At 54.9% G+C, this 21,456-nt stretch carries 24 protein-coding genes and 1 other annotated feature; of the genes, 10 read left to right on the top strand and 14 right to left on the bottom strand.

The window, feature by feature from the left end; translation table 11 throughout:
• Positions 1-61 precede the first annotated feature (61 nt).
• The 8 genes from ihfA to thrS form a co-directional block, all read right to left on the bottom strand.
• Positions 62-361 carry an integration host factor subunit alpha gene (gene ihfA, locus ACP4QI_RS08815; protein WP_006820203.1) on the bottom strand — a complete coding sequence of 100 codons (300 nt, stop codon included), beginning with the start codon at positions 359-361 and terminating at the stop codon, positions 62-64.
• A 4-nt stretch (positions 362-365) separates the two neighbouring features.
• Positions 366-2,753 carry a phenylalanine--tRNA ligase subunit beta gene (pheT, locus tag ACP4QI_RS08810; protein ID WP_426494851.1) on the bottom strand — a complete coding sequence of 796 codons (2,388 nt, stop codon included), beginning with the start codon at positions 2,751-2,753 and terminating at the stop codon, positions 366-368.
• A gap of 15 nt (positions 2,754-2,768) precedes the next feature.
• Complete coding sequence (pheS, locus tag ACP4QI_RS08805) at positions 2,769-3,752, bottom strand: phenylalanine--tRNA ligase subunit alpha (RefSeq protein WP_106993635.1); 984 nt, start codon at positions 3,750-3,752, stop codon at positions 2,769-2,771.
• Between the two features lie 40 nt (positions 3,753-3,792).
• Positions 3,793-3,916 (bottom strand) — a sequence feature (Phe leader region).
• The gene (pheM, locus tag ACP4QI_RS08800; protein ID WP_001386830.1) at positions 3,867-3,911 is read right to left on the bottom strand and encodes a pheST operon leader peptide PheM; all 45 of its coding nucleotides are present in this window, start codon (positions 3,909-3,911) and stop codon (positions 3,867-3,869) included. It overlaps the preceding feature by 45 nt.
• 117 nt (positions 3,917-4,033) lie before the next feature.
• The gene (rplT, locus tag ACP4QI_RS08795) at positions 4,034-4,390 is read right to left on the bottom strand and encodes a 50S ribosomal protein L20 (RefSeq protein ID WP_032617738.1); all 357 of its coding nucleotides are present in this window, start codon (positions 4,388-4,390) and stop codon (positions 4,034-4,036) included.
• Between the two features lie 50 nt (positions 4,391-4,440).
• The gene (gene rpmI / locus ACP4QI_RS08790) at positions 4,441-4,638 is read right to left on the bottom strand and encodes a 50S ribosomal protein L35 (protein WP_003030583.1); all 198 of its coding nucleotides are present in this window, start codon (positions 4,636-4,638) and stop codon (positions 4,441-4,443) included.
• Positions 4,639-4,734: 96 nt separating this feature from the next.
• Positions 4,735-5,277 carry a translation initiation factor IF-3 gene (gene infC, locus ACP4QI_RS08785; protein WP_023616141.1) on the bottom strand — a complete coding sequence of 181 codons (543 nt, stop codon included), beginning with the start codon at positions 5,275-5,277 and terminating at the stop codon, positions 4,735-4,737.
• A 3-nt stretch (positions 5,278-5,280) separates the two neighbouring features.
• Positions 5,281-7,209: a threonine--tRNA ligase gene (thrS, locus tag ACP4QI_RS08780; RefSeq protein ID WP_142489179.1), complete on the bottom strand. Its 1,929-nt coding sequence runs from the start codon at positions 7,207-7,209 to the stop codon at positions 5,281-5,283.
• Between the two features lie 327 nt (positions 7,210-7,536).
• Here thrS and yncL point away from each other — a divergent pair, with 327 nt between their 5' ends.
• On the top strand, positions 7,537-7,629 hold the full coding sequence (yncL, locus tag ACP4QI_RS08775; protein ID WP_072036629.1) for a stress response membrane protein YncL: 93 nt from the start codon (positions 7,537-7,539) through the stop codon (positions 7,627-7,629).
• A gap of 109 nt (positions 7,630-7,738) precedes the next feature.
• A complete protein-coding gene (gene yniD / locus ACP4QI_RS08770) occupies positions 7,739-7,846 on the top strand; it encodes a small membrane protein YniD (RefSeq protein ID WP_231312552.1) in 108 nt (35 codons plus the stop codon).
• A 185-nt stretch (positions 7,847-8,031) separates the two neighbouring features.
• On the opposite strand, the gene ACP4QI_RS08765 is transcribed toward yniD, so the two are convergent.
• Both ACP4QI_RS08765 and ACP4QI_RS08760 read right to left on the bottom strand, forming a co-directional pair.
• Positions 8,032-8,265 (bottom strand): hypothetical protein, encoded by a 234-nt coding sequence (locus ACP4QI_RS08765; RefSeq protein WP_156263583.1) that lies wholly within the window; start codon positions 8,263-8,265, stop codon positions 8,032-8,034.
• 254 nt (positions 8,266-8,519) lie between these two features.
• Entirely contained in the window at positions 8,520-9,278 is a 759-nt protein-coding gene (locus ACP4QI_RS08760) for a DUF481 domain-containing protein (RefSeq protein WP_285127879.1), read from the bottom strand.
• 293 nt (positions 9,279-9,571) lie between these two features.
• On the opposite strand from ACP4QI_RS08760, the gene pfkB reads away from it, so the two are divergent.
• The 3 genes from pfkB (at position 9,572) to ACP4QI_RS08745 (ending at position 11,849) form a co-directional block, all read left to right on the top strand.
• Positions 9,572-10,504: a 6-phosphofructokinase II gene (pfkB, locus tag ACP4QI_RS08755; protein WP_142489177.1), complete on the top strand. Its 933-nt coding sequence runs from the start codon at positions 9,572-9,574 to the stop codon at positions 10,502-10,504.
• Positions 10,505-10,592: 88 nt separating this feature from the next.
• Positions 10,593-10,883, top strand: a complete 291-nt coding sequence (gene ghoS / locus ACP4QI_RS08750; protein WP_156263581.1) for a type V toxin-antitoxin system endoribonuclease antitoxin GhoS — start codon at positions 10,593-10,595, stop codon at positions 10,881-10,883.
• A gap of 105 nt (positions 10,884-10,988) precedes the next feature.
• The gene (locus ACP4QI_RS08745; protein ID WP_231312554.1) at positions 10,989-11,849 is read left to right on the top strand and encodes a fructosamine kinase family protein; all 861 of its coding nucleotides are present in this window, start codon (positions 10,989-10,991) and stop codon (positions 11,847-11,849) included.
• Between the two features lie 37 nt (positions 11,850-11,886).
• Here ACP4QI_RS08745 and ACP4QI_RS08740 read toward each other — a convergent pair whose 3' ends face one another.
• Positions 11,887-12,423: a YniB family protein gene (locus ACP4QI_RS08740; protein WP_156263579.1), complete on the bottom strand. Its 537-nt coding sequence runs from the start codon at positions 12,421-12,423 to the stop codon at positions 11,887-11,889.
• 145 nt (positions 12,424-12,568) lie between these two features.
• On the opposite strand from ACP4QI_RS08740, the gene hxpB reads away from it, so the two are divergent.
• The 4 genes from hxpB to ACP4QI_RS08720 all read left to right on the top strand — a co-directional run bounded on the left by hxpB (position 12,569) and on the right by ACP4QI_RS08720 (position 16,350).
• A complete protein-coding gene (hxpB, locus tag ACP4QI_RS08735; RefSeq protein ID WP_142489173.1) occupies positions 12,569-13,237 on the top strand; it encodes a hexitol phosphatase HxpB in 669 nt (222 codons plus the stop codon).
• 147 nt (positions 13,238-13,384) lie between these two features.
• Positions 13,385-14,146, top strand: a complete 762-nt coding sequence (kduD, locus tag ACP4QI_RS08730; RefSeq protein ID WP_142489172.1) for a 2-dehydro-3-deoxy-D-gluconate 5-dehydrogenase KduD — start codon at positions 13,385-13,387, stop codon at positions 14,144-14,146.
• Between the two features lie 92 nt (positions 14,147-14,238).
• Positions 14,239-14,829, top strand: a complete 591-nt coding sequence (locus tag ACP4QI_RS08725; RefSeq protein WP_032617729.1) for a metal-dependent hydrolase — start codon at positions 14,239-14,241, stop codon at positions 14,827-14,829.
• Between the two features lie 129 nt (positions 14,830-14,958).
• Entirely contained in the window at positions 14,959-16,350 is a 1,392-nt protein-coding gene (locus ACP4QI_RS08720; protein ID WP_142489171.1) for an L-cystine transporter, read from the top strand.
• A gap of 59 nt (positions 16,351-16,409) precedes the next feature.
• Here ACP4QI_RS08720 and cedA read toward each other — a convergent pair whose 3' ends face one another.
• Entirely contained in the window at positions 16,410-16,649 is a 240-nt protein-coding gene (gene cedA, locus ACP4QI_RS08715; RefSeq protein ID WP_231312557.1) for a cell division activator CedA, read from the bottom strand.
• Positions 16,650-16,862: 213 nt separating this feature from the next.
• Between cedA and katE the strand changes: the two genes are divergently transcribed.
• Positions 16,863-19,121: a catalase HPII gene (katE, locus tag ACP4QI_RS08710; RefSeq protein ID WP_426494852.1), complete on the top strand. Its 2,259-nt coding sequence runs from the start codon at positions 16,863-16,865 to the stop codon at positions 19,119-19,121.
• A 129-nt stretch (positions 19,122-19,250) separates the two neighbouring features.
• Here the strand turns inward: katE and chbG are convergent, their stop codons facing one another.
• Positions 19,251-20,009, bottom strand: coding sequence for a chitin disaccharide deacetylase (gene chbG / locus ACP4QI_RS08705; protein ID WP_426494853.1), 759 nt, complete (start codon positions 20,007-20,009; stop codon positions 19,251-19,253).
• 11 nt (positions 20,010-20,020) lie between these two features.
• A complete protein-coding gene (locus ACP4QI_RS08700; protein ID WP_142489168.1) occupies positions 20,021-21,376 on the bottom strand; it encodes a 6-phospho-beta-glucosidase in 1,356 nt (451 codons plus the stop codon).
• Positions 21,377-21,456 lie beyond the last annotated feature (80 nt).

Below are 21,456 nucleotides of genomic sequence, written 5' to 3'. Positions count from 1 at the left end.
GTGGGTTTACAGCAGCGCAAAGAAAAAAGGCCGCATCAGCGGCCTTTTTGGTTAGATCATATCACTCTGCTTTGGGTGAAGCGTTTTCGACACGGCTTTTTAACTTCTGGCCGGGTCTGAAGGTCACCACGCGGCGAGCTGTAATGGGAATATCCTCACCCGTCTTCGGGTTACGGCCCGGACGTTGATTTTTGTCGCGCAAATCAAAGTTACCAAAGCCGGAGAGTTTTACCTGCTCACCATTTTCCAGAGCGCGACGGATCTCTTCGAAAAACAGCTCAACCAGCTCTTTGGCATCCCGTTTGCTAAGCCCAAGCTTATCAAACAGATATTCGGACATTTCAGCTTTTGTAAGCGCCATAGGTTCAATCCCTCAATGATGCCTGGAATCGCTCTTTTAATGCCTCTACACATTTGGCGACGGTAGCGGCAATCTCCTCTTCTTCGAGTGTACGGCTGGTATCCTGAAGGATCAGGCTGATAGCCAGGCTCTTAAAGCCCTCTGCTACGCCCTTACCGCGGTACACGTCAAATAAGTTTACGCCAACTACCTGATTTACGCCAACTTTCTTACATTCGGCCAAAATATCTGCGGCAGGCACATTTTCGGCCACCACAACTGCAATATCACGACGGTTTGCAGGGAAGCGGGAAACGTCCTGAGCCTGAGGAATGACGCGGTCTGCGACCTTGTTCCACTCCAGTTCAAACGCCAGCGTGCGGCCATTGAGATCCAGCTTGCGTTCCAGCTCCGGGTGCACAACACCAATGAAACCAACGCGTTCACCTTTCAGATAAATCGCGGCGCTCTGGCCCGGATGCAGGGCTGGAATGGCTTCAGCACGGAACTCAATTTCAGACAATTTACCGGTCAGATCCAGCACCGATTCCAGATCGCCCTTCAGGTCGTAAAAATCAACGCTGTTTTTACTCAGATCCCAGTGCTCTTCATAGCGGTTGCCGCAGATAGCGCCCGCCAGCATCAGATCCTGACGGATGCCGAGGTTAGCCTGGGTATCCGGCACAAAGCGCAGACCGGTTTCGAAGATGCGCACACGGCTCTGCTGACGGTTCTGGTTGTAAACGATGGTGCTCAGCAGGCCGGTCAGCAGCGACAGACGCATGGCGGACATTTCGCTGGAGATTGGGCTTGGCAGAATCAATGCTTCCTGGCCCGGGTGGATCAGCTGCTGCACTTTCGGGTCAACGAAACTGTAGGTGATCACTTCCTGGTAACCTTTGTCGTTCAGCATGGTTTTTACACGCTTCAGGGAGAGGTCGGCTTCGCGATGGGAGCCCATCACCAGGCCAGCCTGCACCGGCTCATCAGGAATGTTGTTGTAGCCGTAAACACGGGCCACTTCTTCCACCAGATCTTCTTCGATCTCCATATCGAAACGCCAGCTCGGCGCTACGGCAGTCCACTGGTCCTGACCTTCGGCCACGTCACAGCCCAGACGGCGCAGAATGTCGCTCACCTGCGCATCGGCAATGTGATGACCAATCAGGCGATCCAGCTTGCCGCGACGCAGGGTGATGGTCGCAGGCTTCGGCAGATGCGCGTCGCTGGTGACATCAATCACCGGACCGGCTTCGCCGCCGCAGATGTCGATCAGCAGGCGGGTTGCGCGCTCCATCGCTTTGTACTGCAGGGCCGGATCCACGCCGCGCTCATAGCGGTGAGACGCATCGGTATGCAGACCATGACGACGGGCACGACCGGTAATGGACAGCGGGCTGAAGAAAGCACACTCCAGCAGCACGTTTTGCGTTTCGTCATTCACGCCTGAGTGTTCGCCGCCAAAGATGCCGCCCATTGCCAGCGCTTTGCCGTGGTCGGCAATCACCAGAGTGTCGGCATTCAGTTTGGCTTCGCTGCCGTCCAGCAGGACCAGGGTTTCGCCCTCTTTCGCCATGCGCACGACGATCCCGCCTTCGATACAATCTTTATCGAACGCGTGCATCGGCTGACCCAGTTCCAGCAGGACATAGTTGGTCACGTCAACCACCGCATCGATAGAACGGATGCCGCAGCGACGCAGCTTCTCTTTCATCCACAGCGGGGTTGGCGCCTTGACGTTAATCCCCTTCACCACACGGCCCAGGTAGCGCGGACAGGCGTCTGCGGCTTCAACCTGAATCGGCAGCGTGTCGCTGATAGTCGCGGCAACTGGCGCGATTTCTGGCGCGTTCAGTTCGGTCTGGTTCAGTACCGCCACGTCGCGGGCCACGCCGATGATACCTAAACAGTCGGCACGGTTCGGGGTGACGCTGATCTCGATAGTGTTGTCATCGAGCTTGAGGTAGTCGCGCAGGTCGGTGCCAATCGGCGCATCCGCTGGCAGCTCAATAATGCCAGAGTGATCGTCGGAAATACCCAGCTCGGAGAACGAGCACAGCATGCCTTCAGAAGGCTCGCCGCGCAGTTTTGCCGCTTTGATTTTGAAATCGCCCGGCAGCACCGCGCCAACGGTCGCCACGGCCACTTTCAGGCCCTGACGGCAGTTCGCCGCGCCGCAGACGATATCCAGCAGACGTTCGCCGCCCACGTTAACTTTGGTGACACGCAGTTTGTCTGCGTTCGGGTGCTGGCCGCACTCCACGACTTCACCGATAACCACGCCGTTAAAGGCACCAGCAACCGGCTCAACGCCGTCCACTTCCAGGCCGGCCATGGTGATCTGGTTAGAGAGCGCCTCGCTGTCGAGCTCGGTGTTCACCCATTCGCGTAACCACAGTTCACTGAATTTCATTGTTCTGTCCTGCCCTTATTTAAACTGTTTGAGGAAACGCAGATCGTTTTCGAAGAAAGCGCGCAAGTCGGTCACGCCATAACGCAGCATGGTCAGACGCTCCATCCCCATACCGAAAGCAAAGCCGGAGTAAACTTCCGGGTCAATGCCGACGTTACGCAGCACGTTCGGGTGCACCATGCCGCAGCCCAGCACTTCCAGCCATTTGCCGTTTTTACCCATCACATCAACTTCTGCGGACGGTTCGGTGAACGGGAAGTAGGACGGACGGAAACGAACCTGCAGATCTTCCTCAAAGAAGTTGTTCAGGAAATCGTGCAGCGTGCCCTTCAGGTTGGTGAAGCTGATATTTTTATCAACGATCAGACCTTCCATCTGGTGGAACATTGGAGTGTGGGTCTGATCGTAGTCGTTACGATAGACGCGACCCGGGGCGATGATGCGGATCGGCGGTTCCTGCTCCTTCATGGTACGGATCTGCACGCCAGAGGTCTGGGTGCGCAGCAGACGCGTGGCATCGAACCAGAAAGTGTCGTGGTCAGCACGTGCCGGGTGGTGGCCTGGGATATTCAGGGCATCGAAGTTATGGTAATCGTCTTCGATTTCCGGGCCGGTCGCCACGGTAAAGCCGAGCTCACCGAAGAAACTTTCAATGCGGTCGATGGTGCGGGTGACCGGGTGCAGACCACCGTTCTCAATACGGCGACCCGGCAGGGAGACATCGATGGTTTCGGCGGCCAGGCGGGCATTCAGCGCGGCGCTTTCCAGCGCGTTTTTACGCTCGTTCAGCACCTGCTGAACCTGCTCTTTGGCTTCGTTAATCACCGCACCTGCAGCCGGACGCTCTTCTGGCGGCAACTCACGCAGGGTAGTCATTTGAAGGGTCAGGTGCCCTTTCTTGCCCAGATATTCGACGCGGACGTTGTCTAACGCGGCAACATCTGAGGCCTGGTTAATGGCGGCCGTTGCACTGGCAACCAGCTCTGCGAGATGTGACATGGTTTTCCTCGTTATGTAGCGATATTTACAAGCGGCAGATACAAAAAAAGCCTCCATCAGGAGGCTTTCTGGCGCTGTTTTCCGTTTCGTCTTTCACGCGCTAGCCTCCTGATGTCAGGTGCTAAAGTAAAAGAAGAAGCGGAAAATAGCAGCATTCATGCTTGCATTACCTTGTGTGGTAAGAGACCTAACGCCTTATTGAAAAGGGTCGGCGGAAAATTGTCAACGTTTTGATGCTGTTGAAACGAAAAGAGGGAGCAGAGCTCCCTCTTTCAACTGGCTTATGCCAGAGCTGCTTTCGCTTTTTCGACCAGAGCGGTGAACGCTACTTTGTCGAATACTGCGATGTCAGCCAGGATCTTACGGTCGATTTCAACAGAGGCTTTTTTCAGGCCGTTGATGAATTTGCTGTAAGAAATACCGTTCTGACGTGCTGCTGCGTTGATACGCGCAATCCACAGTTGACGGAACTGACGTTTACGTTGACGACGGTCACGGTAAGCGTACTGACCTGCTTTGATAACTGCCTGGAAGGCAACGCGGTATACGCGTGAACGCGCACCGTAGTAGCCTTTGGCTTGTTTCAAAATTTTCTTGTGACGTGCGCGGGCAACTACACCACGTTTTACGCGAGCCATATGTGCTCTCCTGTATCTATATTCTTAGTAAAAAATTAAACGTTAACGGCTTATGCGTACGGCAGGCACGCGATAACCAGACCCAGATCGCCTTTAGACACAAGGCCTTTTGGACGCAGGTGACGTTTACGCTTAGTAGATTTTTTGGTCAGAATATGACGCAGGTTTGCGTGCTTACGCTTAAATCCACCACCACCGGTTTTTTTGAAGCGCTTAGCAGCACCGCGTACGGTCTTAATTTTTGGCATCTTAATAACTTCCACTTCGCATTGTTAAATAAACGAAACCCAGGCGAACAAAACCTGCGAAGCCTGTTGGCTCCACAGGAATTGCTACTTGAAGGCCTACTGTTTCTTCTTAGGAGCGAGCACCATGATCATCTGGCGGCCTTCGATCTTCGTAGGGAAGGATTCGACTACTGCCAGTTCACTCAGATCGTCACGGACGCGGTTAAGCACTTCCATACCGATCTGTTGGTGGGCCATCTCACGACCACGGAAACGCAGCGTGATCTTGGCCTTATCGCCATCTTCCAGAAAGCGTATCAGGCTGCGGAGTTTTACCTGATAATCGCCATCGTCGGTACCAGGACGGAATTTAATTTCCTTAACCTGGATAACTTTTTGCTTCTTCTTCTGTTCCTTAGAAGACTTGCTCTTTTCATAAAGGAACTTGCCGTAGTCCATGATACGACAAACTGGCGGTTCGGCGTTAGGGCTGATTTCAACTAAATCTACTCCAGCTTCTTCAGCCTTTTCGATCGCTTCTCTCAGACTCACAATCCCCAGCTGCTCGCCTTCCAGACCTGTTAAGCGAACTTCCTGGGCGCGAATCTCGCCATTGATACGATTCGGACGTGCCGTTTGAACTCGTTTTCCGCCTTTAATACCTTATTCCTCCAGTTGTTGAAGACTGCGGCTGCGAATCTCTTGTTGCAGCTTCTCAATCACTTCATTTACGTCCAGGCTGCCCAGGTCTTTACCACGGCGGGTGCGAACGGCAACTTTGCCTGCTTCCACCTCTTTATCACCACAGACCAACATATACGGGACACGACGTAAAGTGTGCTCGCGGATTTTAAAGCCAATCTTCTCATTTCTCAAGTCTGCTTTTACGCGAATGCCCGCATTTTGTAGTTTCTGCGTCAATTCTTTAACGTAATCAGCCTGAGAATCAGTAATGTTCATCACGACTACCTGCACTGGCGCAAGCCAGGTTGGGAAGAAGCCCGCGAACTCTTCGGTCAGGATGCCGATGAAGCGCTCCAGTGAACCGAGGATAGCACGGTGAATCATTACCGGCACCTGACGCTCGTTATCTTCGCCAACGTAAGAGGCGCTTAAACGCTGCGGCAGGGAGAAGTCCAGCTGTACAGTACCGCACTGCCATGCACGATCGAGACAGTCATACAGGGTAAATTCAATTTTCGGACCGTAGAATGCGCCCTCGCCCAGCTGGTATTCGAACGGGATACCGTTCTCTTCCAGCGCCACGGCGAGATCCGCCTCAGCACGATCCCAGGTCTCATCGCTACCGATACGTTTTTCCGGACGCGTTGAGAGTTTGACGACGATCTTCTCGAAGCCAAAGGTGCTGTACATATCGTAGACCATACGAATACAGGCGTTAACTTCATCACGTACCTGATCTTCAGTACAGAAGATATGCGCATCATCCTGCGTAAAGCCACGAACACGCATCAGACCGTGCAGCGCACCTGATGGCTCGTTACGGTGGCAACTACCGAACTCCGCCATACGCAGCGGCAGATCGCGGTAAGATTTCAGACCCTGGTTAAAGATCTGAACGTGGCCCGGGCAGTTCATTGGCTTGATGCAGTATTCACGGTTCTCAGAAGAGGTGGTGAACATCGCATCTTTGTAGTTGTCCCAGTGGCCGGTTTTTTCCCACAGCACACGGTCCATCATGAACGGGCCTTTTACTTCCTGATACTGGTACGCTTTCAGTTTGGAACGCACGAAAGTTTCCAACTCGCGGAAGATAGTCCAGCCGTCGTTGTGCCAGAAGACCATACCCGGCGCCTCTTCCTGCATATGATACAGGTCGAGCTGTTTACCGATTTTACGGTGGTCGCGCTTCGCCGCTTCTTCCAGACGCTGCAGATACGCGTTCAGGGCTTTTTTGTCAGCCCAGGCGGTACCGTAGATGCGCTGCAACATCTTATTGTTGCTGTCGCCACGCCAGTAAGCGCCCGCAGTTTTCATCAGTTTGAAGTGATGGCAGAAGCGCATGTTCGGCACGTGCGGTCCACGGCACATGTCGATGTATTCTTCGTGATGATACAAGCCAGGCTTGTCATCATGAGCAATGTTCTCGTCAAGAATAGTGACTTTGTAGTTTTCACCACGCTTCACGAAGGTTTCACGCGCTTCGTGCCAGCTCACGGTCTTCTTGATGACGTCGTAGTTGCTCTCAGCCAGCTCGTGCATACGCTTTTCGAGGGCTTCGATATCTTCCTGGGTCAGCGTGTGGTCAAGATCGACGTCATAGTAGAAACCGTTGTCGATAACCGGGCCGATAGCCATTTTGGTATTAGGCCATAGCTGCTTGATCGCATGACCGAGCAGGTGAGCGCACGAGTGACGAATGATCTCCAGACCTTCTTCGTCTTTCGCGGTGATGATCGACAGCTTCGCATCGTTTTCAATTAAATCGGAAGCATCAACCAGCGTACCGTTTACGCGGCCAGCAATAGTGGCTTTCGCCAGACCCGGGCCGATATCCAGCGCAACATCCATTGGGCTGACGGCGCGGTCAAAATGGCGTTGGCTGCCATCAGGAAGAGTAATTACAGGCATTTTATGTCCTTATTTGCAGTGATGCCCCACACATAAGAGCATATGCAAAGAAAATAATCTTTAATTTACAGTGAATTGCAAAACCATCTGACCAACAATCGTCAAATTGGCCCGCAATCATGCACAGGATCGAAATCAGAAAAATGGCAATTTACGATCAGCCTGTTGATGGTAACACTAACGCCAGGGTGAAAACACCCTTACGGGCAGATTGAACGCGTTAGCACTTTCGCATGAGTTTAACGTGGAATTTCAAACAGCTTCTCGCAATACCGGGTGGCTGAGCTATTCTTGAACAGGTCCTTACAACACACTTTGGGGCATAGTATGAACGTATCCAGCAGAACAGTCGTTATCCTGAACATTCTTTCTGCCACCGCGTTACTCGTGATTCTGGCGGATAAGTTTCACTGGTTTTGAAGCTCGTTGTTGCCAGCGCCTGACGCTTTAACTTCCCGGCGAAGCGCAATTATTTTTGCTCTTTGGTAGACTTAGCAGTCGACCACGACCAAAGAACAAGGATGATATGATGCCGACGAAACGCTTTTCAAAAAAATACTGGAAGATGGTGATTGTGTTAATCACCCTTTGTGCTGCCCTGCTGTTATTACGCTGGGCGGCGATGCTTTGGGGTTAATCGTATCTTCCCTGTACTGTCGCGTAGGCGTATTCGTTTTTGTTTGCAAAACCCAACGAATATAAACTTACGTTTTAAATATCTTTACACAAACGGCAGAAATAAAAAAACCGGTACATCAGAATCCGGTTTTTTTTAGCGGTAATAACTACCAGCAAATGAATTTATCGCGTTTGACGAATCAATCAGGACCATTCACCGGCAACCAGTTTATGCACGTCGAACGCGTCGTCCATGGATTGCCCGGTAGATTGTGAGCCCGGGGCAATGTTCGAACCGGCTTCTACATCAGAGGCTTTGGTAATGCCAATTTGTGTAGAGCTGTCACTGGCAGAGTTATATACAGAATCAGCGGCAAATGCGCCGAATGATAGTGCAGAAAGCACTATTGCTGCAGATGCAGTTGTGATTTTATTCATAATATTTTTCTCTTACTGAATTAATGCAGAACACCTTAAGGCAATATCTAGCCTGTCCTGTTAGTTTAGATCTGGATCACACTTTTGCATAGTCAAAATATTTATCAATTCGTGTCAAATAAACTGAATGTTAACAAAACGAGGAATTATGGAGAGAATATGGAGATATCGGCTGCCGCTATTTTTAAAACGCTGTTTATTATTTATCAGCACAAAAATTAAAAACGGGCCAATATATTATTGGCCCGTCGCAATTACATTTTGTAGCCCAGAGAGACGATGGTTCTGCGATCGGTATGTTCCGGTGCAGAAGCTGGCGGCTCAGAGTTCCAGGTCACGTTGTATGCAACTTTCAGCCCGAAATGGGCGTTAATCGCCACGTTCAGCGCGGTCTCGGAGTTGACGGTTGTGTCGTCAGCGCCAAAGACGGAGACGCCCTGGCTAAATTTGGCATTATCGGTCATCTGCCAGGCGTAAGTACCGGACGCATAGCCCAGTGGCTGGGTTTCGGTGTCACCATCGGTGTATTCGTCGTAACGCACGCCTGGACCAAATTCAAAGCGGAAGCTGTGTACCGGACCATTCAGGAACTGGCGACCATAACCGGCCGTTGCCACATCACGCTCACGGTAGCCGTTGTAGCGGTCGGTCAACCAGCTTGCCTGGCCGAACAGATAGTCGAAGTCGGTCATGTTGTAACGGCTACGCCCACCCACCGCATATTTCTCGGAAGAGCGTTCATCGTTTGAAGAGGTGTTGCTGGCGTTACCCCACAGCGACCAGGCGGTGGTATTACCGTACCAGGTCATGGTGGTGTCGGCGGTCAGGGAGGAGCTTTTTGTATTGCCCGATTGCGCCAGATAACCTGCGTTCAGGTTGCCTTCGAAAGGTTTCTGTGCAGTGGAAGGATCATCCATGACAGTAAAAACGGAATCATCGGCTGTTGCATACATTGACGCAAACAGGCCTCCCGCTACCATCATTGCAGCGGGTACTGTCTTTAAGAGCTTCATTTATAAAGAGTCCGTACAACAAAAAAAGAGACCATTACGGTCCCGGAAACTTTCTTGCGGATCAATGCCATGGGATCCCGCGAAAGGTAACAAATTATAAAAAGGCTCAAATAACATAGCAATGATTTCTTGTTTCATTTTTGGAATAAGAACGATCTTAAACCAGCTGGATATTTATAAATAAAAGTCACGGCACGTAAAGATATTCATTTTTAAAATCATATTGTTATTTACTTTCCCTTCCGCTGGTTCGGTGCCAGGCTTAGGGCTATCCTCATTCAAAGGAGATCAGCATGGATCGTATCTTTACGTTGACGCTCTCCCCCTCTCTGGACAGCGCAACCCTGACGGCTCAACTCTATCCTGAAGGTAAACTTCGCTGCAGCGCGCCGGTTTTCGAACCCGGCGGCGGTGGGATTAACGTGGCGCGCGCCATTGTTCACCTCGGCGGAAAAGCTACCGCCATCTTTCCTGCGGGCGGCGCGACGGGTGAACACCTTGTCTCGCTTCTGGCTGATGAGCAGGTCGCCGTGGATACGGTCGATGCCCATGACTGGACCCGGCAAAACCTGCACGTGCATGTTGAATCCACCCACGAGCAGTATCGCTTTGTGATGCCTGGCGCGACGCTGAGCGAAGATGAATTTCGCCAGCTGGAAGAGAAAGTGTTGGCCATCGAGAGCGGCGCGCTGCTGGTCATCAGCGGCAGCCTGCCACCCGGGGTCAAAACCGAGCGCCTGACCCAGCTTATCCGCGCTGCGCAACAGAACGGCATCCGCTGCATCGTTGACAGCTCCGGAGAGGCCCTCAGCGCCGCACTGACCCTTGGCAACATCGAGCTGGTGAAACCCAATCAGAAAGAGCTAAGCGCGCTGGTCAATCGCGATCTCAGCCAGCCGGATGATGTGCGTAACGCCGCAGAAGAACTGGTGAAAAGCGGTAAAGCCCGGCGGGTAGTGGTGTCCCTGGGCCCACAGGGTGCGCTGGGCGTGGATGAAACCGGATCGGTGCATGTCGTGCCGCCGCCGATGAAAAGCCAGAGTACCGTCGGCGCGGGGGACAGCATGGTGGGTGCCATGACACTGAAGCTGGCACAAGGGGCGTCTTTACGGGAGATGACTCAATACGGCGTGGCGGCAGGCAGCGCGGCAACCATTAATCACGGGACCCGGCTGTGCTCCCTTGATGACACGCAGAAAATCTTCACATACCTGACAAATGCGTAACCCTTGCCCTCCCGGTGTCCCGGCGAGGGCGACAAATGGCATGAATCGTCTATGCTAAAAAAATTTCGTGATAACAACGAGGTGAATTATGAGCAGTGGAGAGATCGCTCGCTACGTGGTAACCGTAAAAGTTCATGAAGACTCGCTGACAGAACTCAATGAAATCAACAACCATCTTACCCGCGGCGGTTTTTTGCTAACCATGACCGACGGCGACGGCAATCTGCATGAGCTGGGTACCCATACCTACGGTCTGGTCAGTACCCTGAGTGAAGACGAAGTGAAGGCGCTGGCCACGGGTCTGGTGGAGAGTGCCACTGGGAAAGAGCCGCAGGTTGAAGTCACGAGCTGGGAAAACTGGCAAAAACAGCAACAATAAGTGCCACAGGGTCAACCAAACGGTATAGATGTGCGTTAGTTCGTGTTTTTTGACCATAGTTTCACGCTAACTTTATGATCTGGCAGACAACATGGGAGAGCGATCATGTGGCAGGCTATCAGTCATCTTTTAAGTGAACAACTGGGCGAAGGTGAAATTGAACTGCGTAACGAGCTGCCAGGGGGCGAGATCCACGCCGCATGGCATCTGCGCTATGCAGGACGCGACCTCTTCGTGAAATGTGATGAACGCGAGCTGTTACCCATCTTTACCGCGGAAGCTGACCAGCTGGAACTGCTCTCCCGCAGCAAAACCGTCTCCGTACCCCAGGTCTGGGCCGTCGGCAGCGATCGTGACTACAGCTTTCTGGTGATGGAGTACCTCCCTGCCCGTCCGCTCGATGCGCATAACGCCTTTATCCTGGGGCAACAAATTGCCCGCCTCCATCTGTGGAGCGAGCAGCCGCAGTTCGGTCTCGATTTCGACAACGACCTCTCAACCACCCCGCAACCCAACGCCTGGCAACGCCGCTGGTCGACCTTCTTTGCCGAACAGCGGATCGGCTGGCAGCTGGAGCTGGCGGCAGAAAAGGGGCTGGAGTTCGGCAACATTGACGCCATTGTCGATCATATTCAGCAGCGCCTGGCCTCGCATCAGCCGCAGCCTTCGCTGCTGCACGGCGATCTGTGGTCGGGCAACTGTGCGCTGGGTCCGAACGGCCCCTATATCTTCGATCCGGCCTGCTACTGGGGAGACAGGGAGTGCGACCTCGCGATGCTGCCGCTGCACCCTGAACAGCCGCCGCAGATCTACGACGGCTATCAGTCAGTCTCGCCGTTGCCGGCCGGTTTTCTGCAAAGGCAGCCGGTCTATCAGCTCTATACCCTGATGAACCGCGCCATTCTGTTTGGCGGCGAGCATCTGGTGATTGCGCAGAAGGCGATGGAGCGGGTGCTGGCAGCGTAGCGTTCGCTGCCGGGCAGCACTGCCCGGCAGCGAACGCTTATAACAGGCCGAGCAGGGAGAACAGGAAGTACCCGGCAACGATCATCAGCACCGGAAGTACATAGAGGGTAAAAATTTGCAGGAAAATGGTGTGATTCGGCACCACAATGCGCGCTTCGATCTGTTCGCGCGTTAATCCCTCTTCTCCTTTTGCCTTCTCCAGAATCAGCTGGGCTTCCAGCCCTTCGCGAATGAGGCGGGTCTGCCGGCGCATCCGCGCTCCGGAAGCCTGTAGTGCCAGAGCAATAAAGATCAGAGCAAAGATAATCCAGAACGCGATGTTCATTCCCTGCCGGAAATCTGGCGTCGGGGAGTTGTACCAGAAGAAATTAAGAAACGGCGTGTTAAAGCGCATCATCTCGATCATGACATGGGCAAAATCCAGCATCACGGCATTGATCCCGGCCTGCTTTTCGCTGTGGTCATAAATAAATTTCAGGACGGAAATAATTGTCGAGATCACCGCCGGGATAAAAATTACCCATCCGGCGATTATCTTCAGTATCGCTACACGTCCAGCTTGTTGATATGTCATCGGTTCCTCGTTTTTAAAATACATCCTTTGAGGCTAAGTCTACCTGCTGGTTGTCATTTTCGCCCGTTCTTTGCAGGCGATATGGTAAATTGCCAGGGTTAGGTAGCCTTTACCCCTGATAAACACCCACGAAAGGAGAAGTTGCATGTCGACTCCGCGTCAAATTCTTGCAGCCATTTTTGATATGGATGGATTACTGATTGATTCCGAGCCGCTCTGGGATCGTGCTGAACTGGATGTGATGGCCAGCCTGGGCGTGGATATCAGCCGCCGTCACGAACTGCCGGATACCCTCGGTCTGCGCATCGATATGGTGGTTGAACTCTGGTATGCCCACCAGCCGTGGGTGGGGCCGGGCCGGGATGAGGTCACCGACCGCATTATCAACCGGGCCATTACGCTGGTGGAAGAGAACCGCCCGCTGCTGAAAGGGGCCCGTGAGGCTGTCGCCCTGTGCAGAGCGCAGGGGTTGAAGGTTGGCCTCGCCTCCGCCTCGCCGCTGCATATGCTGGAAAAAGTGCTAATCATGTTTGATCTGCGCGACAGCTTTGATGCGCTGGCCTCGGCAGAAAAACTGCCTTACAGCAAGCCGCACCCGCAGGTCTATATGGACTGCGCCGCGAAGCTGGGCGTCGACCCGACCACCTGCGTGGCGCTGGAAGACTCCGTTAACGGCATGATCGCCAGCAAAGCGGCACGGATGCGCTCGATTGTCGTCCCCGCAGAAGAGAATCAGCATGACGCCCGCTACGCCCTGGCGGACGTTAAACTGACCTCGCTGCAGGACCTCACCGTGGCACATCTGCGCGGCTGATTAACGACGGCGGGCAACGTCCTGTTGCCCGCAAACATGATCCACATAAAATTTTTAAAACATCATTTCATTTTAATTTGATATTCCCTATCCCTGCTTCTATGCTTATCTCAGAACAACTATACCCCCCTACTTTCTGAGGTCTGTATGATACTGGATGCCTTTAATCTTTCAGGAAAAGTTGCCATCGTTACCGGCTGTGATACCGGACTCGGCCAGGGCATGGCGCTGGGTCTGGCGCAGGCAGGCTGTGACATCGTGAGCGTCAATCGCCGGATCCCGGAAGAGACCGCTGCAGGCGTGAAGGCGCTGGGTCGCCGGTTTCTGGCTATTCAGGCCGATCTCAGCAAGCAGGATGCTATTAACGATATCGTCGAGCAGACGGTGGCGGGCATGGGACGCGTTGATATTCTGGTAAATAATGCCGGCACCATTCGCCGGGAAGATGCTCTGACCTTCAGCGAAAAGGACTGGGATGATGTGATGAATCTCAACCTGAAATCGGTCTTTTTCCTGTCGCAGGCCGTGGCCCGTCAGTTCATCGCTCAGGGGCAAGGCGGCAAAATTATTAACATTGCCTCCATGCTGTCGTTCCAGGGCGGGATCCGCGTTCCCTCTTATACCGCGTCGAAAAGCGGCGTGCTCGGGATCACCCGCCTGCTGGCCAACGAGTGGGCACACCATGGTATAAACGTTAACGCCATCGCGCCGGGCTATATGGCAACCAACAATACCCAGCAACTCCGCGACGACGAACAGCGCAGCAAAGAGATCCTCGACCGTATTCCGGCGGGTCGTTGGGGTAAGCCGGAAGATCTCCAGGGCCCAGCGGTATTTCTGGCCTCGTCGGCCTCGGACTACGTCAACGGCTACACCCTCGCCGTCGATGGGGGCTGGCTCGCACGTTAACAGCTTTGTGACAAAGAGTTACACCGTCACTACTTCCGTATACTGTATAAAATCCCTATACTGGATGCATTGACAGTTTAGTGGGTTTTATCATGACGGCGGAAGGTCATCTGCTCTTTTCTCTCGCCTGCGCAGTGTTTGCCAAAAACGCTGAGCTTACACCAGTGCTGGCGCAGGGTGACTGGTGGCACATCGTGCCATCGGCAGTTTTGACCTGCCTGTTACCTGACATCGATCATCCCAAGTCGCTGCTCGGGCAGCGGCTGAAGTGGATCTCAAAACCCATAGCCCGCGCCTGCGGCCATCGCGGCTTTACACATAGCCTGCTGGCGGTATTTGCCGCGCTTACCCTCTTCTATTTAAAAGTGCCGGACAGCTGGCTGATCCCGGCGGATGCCATCCAGGGGATGGTGTTGGGCTATCTGAGCCATATTCTGGCCGACATGCTTACCCCGGCGGGCGTTCCTCTGCTGTGGCCCTGCCGCTGGCGTTTTCGTCTGCCGATCCTCAGGCCGCAAAAAGGCAACCAGCTGGAGCGCGCCCTGTGCATGGCCCTGTTTGCCTGGGCGGTGTGGATGCCGCAGACGCTGCCGGAAAACGGAGCCGTGCGCTGGTCCTCACACATGATTAATTCCCTGCAGTTTCAGTTCAACCGCTTTATTCACCATCAAAGTGAGCAGTAACTGGACGAATTCAGCCGTTTTGGCATAACCCATTCCATTTGGATATAAGCGACCAGATCACACTTCTGATAATCTTGCGCCAACAAGGTCGGACCTAATACCGATCTGCTATTCAATCAGGAGAACGGGATGAATTTTCCATTAATCGCGAACATCGTGGTGTTCGTCGGCTTACTGCTGTTGCTGGCGCAGTCGCGTCACAAACAGTGGAGCCTGGCCAAAAAAGTACTGGTCGGTCTGGTGATGGGCGTGGTCTTTGGACTGGCGCTGCAGGCCATTTACGGCGCCAGCAACCCGGTACTGAAAGACTCTATCCAGTGGTTCAACGTTGTCGGTAACGGCTACGTCCAGCTGCTGCAGATGATTGTTATGCCGCTGGTGTTTGCCTCTATTCTGAGCGCGGTTGCCCGTCTGCATAATGCCTCTCAGCTGGGTAAAATCAGCGTCCTGACCATAGGTACGCTGCTCTTTACCACCCTGATCTCGGCTCTGGTGGGCGTGCTGGTCACCAACCTGTTTGGCCTGACCGCAGAAGGCCTGGTGCAGGGCACCGCAGAAACCGCGCGCCTGACCGCCATCGAGACTAACTATGCGGGTAAAGTAGCGGATCTCACCGTACCGCAGATGCTGCTCTCCTTTATCCCAAAGAACCCGTTTGCCGATCTCACCGGGGCCAGCCCGACGTCGATCATCAGCGTGGTGATTTTCGCTGCCTTCCTCGGCGTAGCCGCGCTGAAGCTGCTGAAAGATGACGCCCCGAAAGGCCAGCGCGTTCTGACCGCCATCGACACCCTGCAGAGCTGGGTGATGAAGCTGGTGCGTCTGGTGATGCAGCTGACTCCGTACGGTGTACTGGCGCTGATGACCAAAGTGGTGGCAGGCTCAAACCTGCAGGACATCATCAAGCTGGGTAGCTTCGTGGTCGCCTCTTATCTCGGTCTGGGCATCATGTTTGTGGTCCATGGCATTCTGCTCGGTGTGAACGGCGTCAGCCCGCTGAAATACTTCCGTAAGGTGTGGCCGGTGCTGACCTTCGCCTTTACCAGCCGCTCCAGCGCCGCCTCCATTCCACTGAACGTGGAAGCGCAGACCCGTCGTCTGGGCGTGCCGGAATCGATCGCCAGCTTCTCCGCCTCCTTTGGCGCGACCATTGGTCAGAACGGTTGTGCAGGTCTTTATCCGGCAATGCTGGCAGTAATGGTGGCACCGACGGTGGGTATTAACCCGCTGGATCCGGTCTGGATTGCGACCCTGGTCGGGATTGTGACCGTGAGCTCTGCCGGTGTGGCCGGTGTGGGCGGCGGCGCGACCTTTGCCGCGCTGATCGTACTGCCTGCGCTGGGTCTGCCGGTGACGCTGGTGGCACTGCTGATCTCGGTAGAACCGCTGATCGACATGGGCCGTACCGCGCTGAACGTCAGTGGCTCCATGACCGCCGGTACGCTCACCAGCCAGTGGCTGAAGCAGACCGATAAAGCGGTACTGGACAGCGATGAACATGCGGAACTGGCGCACCGTTAAGCGCCACCCTCGCTAAAAAAAACCGCCTTCAGCAATGAAGGCGGTTTTTTTATTATCTGTTAATCCTCAACCTCTTCTTCCTGGCGGACCTGTGCCGCCCAGCGCTGAGCAGATTCCGGAACGTTAAACGCCGGTGAACGGCGAAAACGCTCGCCAATCAGCACAAAGGCCACATATTTGCCGCGTAACAGCCAGACGTCACGAAAGCCATCCATTTTGTTGGCATGTTCTGGCGGCGCGGGTTCAACGCGGGGCTGATAACTGATAACAGGACGATTTTGTTGGCGAAGAGGTTTCATAAGCAGCGGGTTCACTAAAGCAAACTCAAAAATCAGTAAATTCCTATGATAGCTGATTGCCCTTCCTGCGTCGCGCCCCACGTGGCACATCAAGCGTAAGTGGTAGCCAGAAATCGGGTTTTCACCCGGCTCACCGTCGGCATTGTTCTATAGTTAATGAGTTTTGACGCAAAGACGACCGCGTTTCAGCAATGAAAACAGGAGACGAGTGCAATGTCGCAAAATGATAAGACCCACCACCCGCAGCAATCCCCGGTACATGATGAAAATGAAGCGAAACCCGGCCTGGACTCCCTGGCCCCAGAGGATGGTTCCCACCGCGCCAGTCCAGTCCCTACTCCGCCGGGCCAGGAACCTACCGCGCCCGGCAGCCTGAAAGCACCGGACACCGGCAATGAAAAACTGAACGCGCTGGATGCGGTGCGTAAAGGCGGCGAAAACTTCCCGCTCACCACCAACCAGGGTGTACGCATCGCTGACGATCAGAACTCGCTGCGTGCCGGGACGCGCGGCCCGACCCTGCTGGAAGATTTCATCCTGCGGGAGAAGATCACCCATTTCGACCATGAGCGTATCCCGGAGCGTATTGTCCACGCCCGCGGCTCGGCCGCGCACGGCTATTTCCAGCCTTACAAAAACCTGAGCGACATCACCAAAGCCGCCTTCCTCTCTGACCCGAATAAAATCACCCCGGTGTTTGTCCGCTTCTCCACGGTGCAGGGTGGCGCAGGCTCCGCCGACACGGTGCGGGACATTCGCGGCTTCGCCACTAAGTTTTATACCGAAGAGGGCATTTTTGACCTGGTGGGCAACAACACGCCGATCTTCTTTATTCAGGACGCCCACAAGTTCCCCGATTTTGTCCACGCGGTGAAGCCGGAGCCTCACTGGGCAATCCCGCAGGGCCAGAGCGCGCACGACACCTTCTGGGACTACGTTTCATTGCAGCCTGAAACCCTGCATAACGTGATGTGGGCGATGTCCGACCGCGGCATCCCCCGCAGCTACCGCACCATGGAGGGGTTTGGCATCCACACCTTCCGGCTGATCAATGCCGATGGCAAAGCCACCTTTGTGCGCTTCCACTGGAAGCCGGTGGCCGGCAAAGCCTCGCTGGTGTGGGATGAGGCGCAGAAGCTCACCGGGCGCGATCCGGACTTCCATCGCCGCGATCTCTGGGAAGCCATCGAAGCGGGCGACTTCCCGGAATATGAGCTCGGCTTCCAGCTGATCCCGGAAGAGGACGAGTTTAAATTTGATTTTGACCTTCTCGACCCAACCAAGCTGATCCCCGAGGAGCTGGTGCCGGTTCAGCTGGTGGGCAAAATGGTGCTCAACCGCAACCCGGACAACTTTTTTGCCGAGAACGAACAGGCCGCCTTCCACCCCGGGCACATCGTCCCCGGGCTGGACTTTACCAACGACCCGCTGTTGCAGGGCCGGCTGTTCTCCTACACCGATACGCAAATCAGCCGTCTGGGTGGGCCGAACTTCCACGAGATCCCCATCAACAAGCCAACCTGTCCGTACCATAACTTCCAGCGTGACGGCATGCACCGGATGGAGATCGACACCAACCCGGCCAACTACGAACCGAACTCGATCAACGATAACTGGCCGCGCGAGACCCCGCCTGGGCCAAAACGCGGTGGGTTTGAGTCTTATCAGGAGCGTGTGGAAGGCAGTAAAATCCGCGAGCGCAGCCCCTCTTTCGCGGAGTATTACGCCCATCCGCGCCTGTTCTGGCAGAGCCAGACACCTGTCGAGCAGGAGCATATCATCGGTGCCTTCAGCTTTGAGCTGAGCAAAGTGGTGCGGACCTATATCCGCGAGCGGGTGGTCGATCAGCTGGCGCGCATTGATATCACCCTGGCCCAGGGTGTGGCTGAGAATCTGGGGCTTACCCTTACCGAGGAGCAACGTAATCTGGCTCCACCGCAGGATGTCAGCGGCCTGAAAAAGGATCCATCCCTCAGCCTGTATGCCGTTCCCGGTGGCGATATCAAAGGCCGCGTGGTGGCGATACTGCTCAACGATACCCCGCGGGCCAACGACGTACTGGCGGTACTGCGGGCGCTGAAGGCCAAAGGCGTTCACGCGAAGCTGCTCTACTCGCGAATGGGTGAAGTAACCGCTGATGACGGCTCGGTGCTACCGGTGGCGGCGACCTTTGCCGGATCCCCGTCGCTGACCGTTGATGCGGTGGTGGTGCCCTGCGGCGATATCCAGAGCCTGCTCAATAACGGGGATGCCGCCTATTATCTGCTGGAAGCCTACAAGCACCTCAAGCCGATTGCGCTTGCGGGCGATGCGCGGCAGTTCAAACCGCTGCTGAAGGTGGCGGATCAGGGCGAAGAAGGGATTATCGAAGGCGATACCGCGGCAGGCGCGTTTATGGATGAGCTGGTGTTGCAGATGGCGGCGCACCGGGTCTGGTCGCGTCGCAGTAAAATCGCCAGCATACCGGCGTAAAAAAAGCCGGGTGGCGCTTGCGCTTACCCGGCCTACGGTTCCGTGTAATTTGCTAACCGGATAAAACCCGGCGCAAGGTTCCATTGAATTTATAGGCCGGGTCAGGCGAAGCCGCCACCCGGCATTTCCTCACAGATCCCTGAACGTCCCCAGACGATACCCGCGCTCGGCAATTGCGTATTTCAGCGACGTCGCGGTCAGCACATCCAGCTCCGTCAGGCGCGGCCAGCAGTAGGCGCTTTTACGAATGGTGTTATCAATAAAGGCCGGGTGCGCCATCACCTCCAGCGAGCGTTCGCCCTGCTGCACGGAATGATCCAGCACGCTTAAGAACAGCGGCTCACTGATTTCATCGCCATAAAATGCGCTACTGAAACCGTCGGTGGTCGGCGGCAGTTCGGCACTCAGCTCCCCAAGCCCTTCAACCTGACGATCCACACGCAGCGCCACTCCTTTGCGGCGGGCAAACTCGGCCACCAGCGGGAAGATGGCCGGGATCATATGCACATGGTGATGGCTGTCGATATGGGTCGGCTCGCGGCCGAAGAGATCGACAAAGCGATTGAACTGACAGTCCAGCTCGCGGGCAATCTCCTCCAGCGGCAACGTCCCCTGCTCCGCCATCTCCCAGATCCATTTCCCCAGTTGCCCCTCGCGGGTCAGCCCTGGCATCGGCGTCAGCGGCATGCCGAGAGTCAGAACAAAGTGCATCCCGACACCCAGTTCCGGCAGCGCCCGACTGAGTTCAGCGGCGTGCTCAATCGCATCGCCGTTGACCATCGCGGTGGTTGAAGTCACCACGCCGTGCCGACAGGCTTCCACGATGCCATAGTTTTGTCCTTTTGAGAGGCCAAAATCATCGGCATTGACGATCAGCAGATATTCCATAGCGATCCCTCTTAGTGCTGCTCGCTTTTCAGTTTATCAATAGCGCCGGCAAAGTTCGGCAGCCATTTTTCATGGGCCAGAATCAGGTCGCGCGCCAGCTTCTCGGCATCGCGATCGGACTGGACCAGCGGGCTCAGGTTCAGAGCCAGCAGCACATCATTCAGCTCGCCGCTGATCGCCGCCTGGCTTGCTGCGACTTCAAAGCCCTTGATGGTGTGGATCAGCCCCATCACCTTGTCATCGAAATGGGTCAGACGCGGATGCGGTTTCGCGCCATCGCGGCCGAGGATGCAGGTCATCTCCACCGCCCAGTCCGCCGGGATGTTATCAATGTGGCCGTGGTGCGGCACGTTGACGTAGTGCTCCGCCTGCTTGTCGTTGTAGATGGCGTTGATCACTTCGCAGGCCGCGTCGGAGTAGTAAGCCCCACCGCGCTGCTCCAGCTCTTTTGGTTTCACGTTCAGATCCGGATCCTTGTACAGGTCGAAGAGCTGTTTTTCTACCTTCTGCACCACCTGCGCCCGGGCGCCGCCTTTGTAGTATTCGCCCATCTCAATGGCCAGCATCTCTTTCAGCTTGAAGTAGTAGAGCAGATAGGAGCACGGCAGCAGATTGAGCGAGCGAATCAGCCCTTCGCTGAACGGCAGGTCGAAGATATTTTTCACCGAGCTGGCTTTCAGGGTGCCAGATGCCACGCCGTCCAGCAGTTCGGCAAAGCGTGACTCGCCGTTGACCAGCACATCTTTGATAAAGACCATGTGGTTCAGGCCGAACAGGTCGATGGAGAGTTCGTCGCTGTCGGTCAACGCCAGCACATCGCGGATAAACATCTTCATGCCGATAGGGATATTACAGACCCCAATGAAGCGTTTGAAATCGGTGTGGCGGTAGACCGCTTCGGTTACCATCCCGGCCGGGTTGGTAAAGTTGATCACCCACGCCTGCGGGCAGATCTCCTGCACGTCTTTAATGATGTCGAAAACCACCGGAATGGTACGCAGCCCTTTGAACAGACCGCCGGCACCGTTGGTTTCCTGACCCAGATAGCCGTAGCTCAGCGGGATACGCTCATCCAGCTCGCGCGCCTTTAGCTGGCCGACGCGCAGCTGGGTGGTGACGAAATCAGCGTCTTTCAGCGCCTGGCGACGGTCGAGTGTTTTATGCACGGTCATCGGTACGCCCGCTTTTTTCACCATGCGCTGGCACAGGTCAAAAATAATATCGAGCTTCTCCTGGCCTTCAGCCACGTCCACCAGCCACAGTTCGCTGACCGGCAGTTCATGATAACGCTTGAGGAACCCTTCCAGTAATTCCGGGGTGTAGCTGCTTCCGCCGCCGATGGTCACTACTTTCAGTTTCTTTTGCATAATATTTCTCCCAGGGAGATGCGCCATTTAAGTATAGCGATCCCGTCCCATATATTTGGGCAAGTTTTGAAGTCGATATT

Origin of the sequence: Leclercia sp. TB492, assembly GCF_049974505.2 — a bacterium.
GTDB lineage: Bacteria > Pseudomonadota > Gammaproteobacteria > Enterobacterales > Enterobacteriaceae > Enterobacter > Enterobacter adecarboxylatus_C.
This window is presented reverse-complemented; position numbering and strand designations above follow the sequence as displayed.

What these genes read in the sequence shown, in the direction of transcription:
- ihfA (WP_006820203.1), bottom strand. Translation starts at nt 361, where the DNA reads ATGGCGCTTACAAAAGCTGAAATGTCCGAATATCTGTTTGATAAGCTT.
- pheT (WP_426494851.1), bottom strand. Translation starts at nt 2,753, where the DNA reads ATGAAATTCAGTGAACTGTGGTTACGCGAATGGGTGAACACCGAGCTC.
- pheS (WP_106993635.1), bottom strand. Translation starts at nt 3,752, where the DNA reads ATGTCACATCTCGCAGAGCTGGTTGCCAGTGCAACGGCCGCCATTAAC.
- rplT (WP_032617738.1), bottom strand. Translation starts at nt 4,390, where the DNA reads ATGGCTCGCGTAAAACGTGGTGTAGTTGCCCGCGCACGTCACAAGAAA.
- rpmI (WP_003030583.1), bottom strand. Translation starts at nt 4,638, where the DNA reads ATGCCAAAAATTAAGACCGTACGCGGTGCTGCTAAGCGCTTCAAAAAA.
- thrS (WP_142489179.1), bottom strand. Translation starts at nt 7,209, where the DNA reads ATGCCTGTAATTACTCTTCCTGATGGCAGCCAACGCCATTTTGACCGC.
- yncL (WP_072036629.1), top strand. Translation starts at nt 7,537, where the DNA reads ATGAACGTATCCAGCAGAACAGTCGTTATCCTGAACATTCTTTCTGCC.
- yniD (WP_231312552.1), top strand. Translation starts at nt 7,739, where the DNA reads ATGCCGACGAAACGCTTTTCAAAAAAATACTGGAAGATGGTGATTGTG.
- ACP4QI_RS08765 (WP_156263583.1), bottom strand. Translation starts at nt 8,265, where the DNA reads ATGAATAAAATCACAACTGCATCTGCAGCAATAGTGCTTTCTGCACTA.
- ACP4QI_RS08760 (WP_285127879.1), bottom strand. Translation starts at nt 9,278, where the DNA reads ATGAAGCTCTTAAAGACAGTACCCGCTGCAATGATGGTAGCGGGAGGC.
- pfkB (WP_142489177.1), top strand. Translation starts at nt 9,572, where the DNA reads ATGGATCGTATCTTTACGTTGACGCTCTCCCCCTCTCTGGACAGCGCA.
- ghoS (WP_156263581.1), top strand. Translation starts at nt 10,593, where the DNA reads ATGAGCAGTGGAGAGATCGCTCGCTACGTGGTAACCGTAAAAGTTCAT.
- ACP4QI_RS08745 (WP_231312554.1), top strand. Translation starts at nt 10,989, where the DNA reads ATGTGGCAGGCTATCAGTCATCTTTTAAGTGAACAACTGGGCGAAGGT.
- ACP4QI_RS08740 (WP_156263579.1), bottom strand. Translation starts at nt 12,423, where the DNA reads ATGACATATCAACAAGCTGGACGTGTAGCGATACTGAAGATAATCGCC.
- hxpB (WP_142489173.1), top strand. Translation starts at nt 12,569, where the DNA reads ATGTCGACTCCGCGTCAAATTCTTGCAGCCATTTTTGATATGGATGGA.
- kduD (WP_142489172.1), top strand. Translation starts at nt 13,385, where the DNA reads ATGATACTGGATGCCTTTAATCTTTCAGGAAAAGTTGCCATCGTTACC.
- ACP4QI_RS08725 (WP_032617729.1), top strand. Translation starts at nt 14,239, where the DNA reads ATGACGGCGGAAGGTCATCTGCTCTTTTCTCTCGCCTGCGCAGTGTTT.
- ACP4QI_RS08720 (WP_142489171.1), top strand. Translation starts at nt 14,959, where the DNA reads ATGAATTTTCCATTAATCGCGAACATCGTGGTGTTCGTCGGCTTACTG.
- cedA (WP_231312557.1), bottom strand. Translation starts at nt 16,649, where the DNA reads ATGAAACCTCTTCGCCAACAAAATCGTCCTGTTATCAGTTATCAGCCC.
- katE (WP_426494852.1), top strand. Translation starts at nt 16,863, where the DNA reads ATGTCGCAAAATGATAAGACCCACCACCCGCAGCAATCCCCGGTACAT.
- chbG (WP_426494853.1), bottom strand. Translation starts at nt 20,009, where the DNA reads ATGGAATATCTGCTGATCGTCAATGCCGATGATTTTGGCCTCTCAAAA.
- ACP4QI_RS08700 (WP_142489168.1), bottom strand. Translation starts at nt 21,376, where the DNA reads ATGCAAAAGAAACTGAAAGTAGTGACCATCGGCGGCGGAAGCAGCTAC.